This window comes from Burkholderia sp. A2 (genome assembly GCF_001729305.1).
Lineage (GTDB): Bacteria > Pseudomonadota > Gammaproteobacteria > Burkholderiales > Burkholderiaceae > Burkholderia > Burkholderia sola.
Window position 1 is genome coordinate 1 of the sequence record NZ_LZXX01000164.1, and the last position, 1,794, is coordinate 1,794.

Annotated in this window: 2 protein-coding genes and 1 pseudogene; 1 reads left to right on the forward strand and 2 read right to left on the reverse strand. The window is 68.6% G+C overall.

The window, feature by feature from the left end; all coding sequences use genetic code 11:
- Nucleotides 1–645: ThiF family adenylyltransferase (locus A9Z05_RS33670; RefSeq protein ID WP_069621831.1), on the forward strand; the 645-nt coding region annotated here is incomplete at its 5' end.
- 113 nt (nt 646–758) lie between these two features.
- Here the strand turns inward: A9Z05_RS33670 and trxA are convergent.
- Together trxA and A9Z05_RS36715 are read right to left on the reverse strand one after the other, a co-directional pair.
- Nucleotides 759–1,607: a thioredoxin gene (gene trxA / locus A9Z05_RS33675; protein ID WP_069621832.1), complete on the reverse strand. Its 849-nt coding sequence runs from the start codon at nt 1,605–1,607 to the stop codon at nt 759–761.
- 52 nt (nt 1,608–1,659) lie between these two features.
- Nucleotides 1,660–1,794 (reverse strand): annotated as a pseudogene (locus A9Z05_RS36715) (pirin family protein); the annotation flags it as partial.

Consider the following 1,794-nt stretch of genomic DNA (forward strand, 5'->3'; position numbering starts at 1 on the left):
GGCACGCTGACGCTGATCGATCTCGACAACGTCGCGGAAAGCAACACGAACCGGCAGGTTCATGCGCTCGACGGGAATTACGGCAAGCCGAAGGTCGACGCGATGGCCGAGCGGATCGCGCTGATCGATCCCGCGTGCCGCGTGAACCGGATCGAGGATTTCGTCGAGCCCGACAACTTCGACGCGCTGCTCGGCGGCGGCTTCGACTACGTGATCGATGCGATCGACAGCGTGCGCACGAAGGTCGCGCTGATCGCATGGTGCGTCGCGAAACGGCAGCCGTTGATCGTCGTCGGCGGCGCGGGCGGGCAGCTCGACCCGACGCGCATCCGCATCGACGATCTCGCGCTGACGATCCAGGATCCGCTCCTGTCGAAGGTGCGCGCGCAGTTGCGCAAGCAGCACGGTTTTCCGCGCGGGCCGAAGGCGCGCTTCAAGGTCAGCGCCGTGTATTCGGACGAGCCGTTGATCTATCCGGAAGCGGCGGCCTGCGACATCGAGGACGGCGCGGAGCCGTCCGCGGCCGCGCACGTCGCGGGGCTCAACTGTGCGGGCTTCGGTTCGAGCGTGTGCGTGACCGCGAGCTTCGGCTTCGCGGCTGCCGCGCATGCGCTGCGGGCGATCGCGGCACAGGCGGCCGGCTGAGCGCGCGGCGCGCGGGTCGCGAATGAGAATGTTGCGGCGCGGCCGGTGCGCCGCGCGCGAGTCGGCAAGTTAAAGCGAGTTGGCCGGGCCGTTGCGGCCCGGCCTGTCGTGCATCAGTTGAGCGCCATGCTCAGCTTGCGTCGCCACGCGGCGACGAGGTCGGGGCGATCGCCGGCCAGTTCGAACACCGAGATCATCGTGCGGCGGCCGAGGTCGTCGCCGTATGCGCGATCGCGCGTCACGATTTCCAGCAGCTGTTCCAGCGCCCCTTCGTACGCGCGCCGCGCGATCAGGCTCTGCGCGAGGTCGAAGCGCGCGTCGAGATCGCCCGGGTTCGCCGCGATGCGTGCTTCGAGCGCGTCGGTCGGCGGCAGGTCGGCCGTGGCGTCGAGCGCGTCGAAACGGGTCTTGATCGCCTGGTAGCGCGGGTCGCCGTTCTGCACGGTTTGCGGCGATAGGCGCTCGGTTTCCGCGCGCGCGGCGTCGACCTCGTTGCGCGCGAGCAGCAGCTCGATCAGGTCGAGGCGCGCGTCATCGTAGCCGGGGTTCAGCGCGAGCGCCGCTTCGAGGTGCGTGCGCGCATCGTCGAAGCGCTGTTCGGCCATCGCGTACTGCGCGGCGCGGCGCTCGGCTTCCTCGGCCGCCGGCAGCAGCCGGTCGAGGAACGCGCGCAACTGCCCTTCGGGCAGCACGCCGACGAACTGGTCGACCGGTCGCCCGTCGGCGAACGCGATCACGTGCGGGATGCTGCGCGTCTGGAAGTGCGCGGCGAGTTCCTGGTTCTCGTCGACGTTGACCTTCACGAGCTTCCAGCGGCCGGCGTAATCGGCTTCGAGCTTTTCCAGCAGCGGGCCGAGCGTCTTGCAGGGGCCGCACCACGGCGCCCAGAAGTCGACCAGCACGGGCGTGTCCAGCGACGCCTCGATGACGTCTCTCTCGAATGTGGCAAGCGTGGTGTCCATGTCGTTCTCTTCCGTTCGAATATCGTCAGGATGGGGGCGGCGCGCCGCTTTTTCAACGCGGCTTAGATTCGGGCAGCGGAATCCACTCGGTCTCGCCGGGCACCTTGCCCATTTCCTGGCGCGTCCATGCCGCTTTCGCGCGCTCGATCGCGTCCCGGCTGCTCGCGACGAAATTCCATTCGATGAA

Excerpts from the sequence above, each read along its gene's own strand:
- trxA (WP_069621832.1), bottom strand. The coding sequence starts at position 1,607 with ATGGACACCACGCTTGCCACATTCGAGAGAGACGTCATCGAGGCGTCG.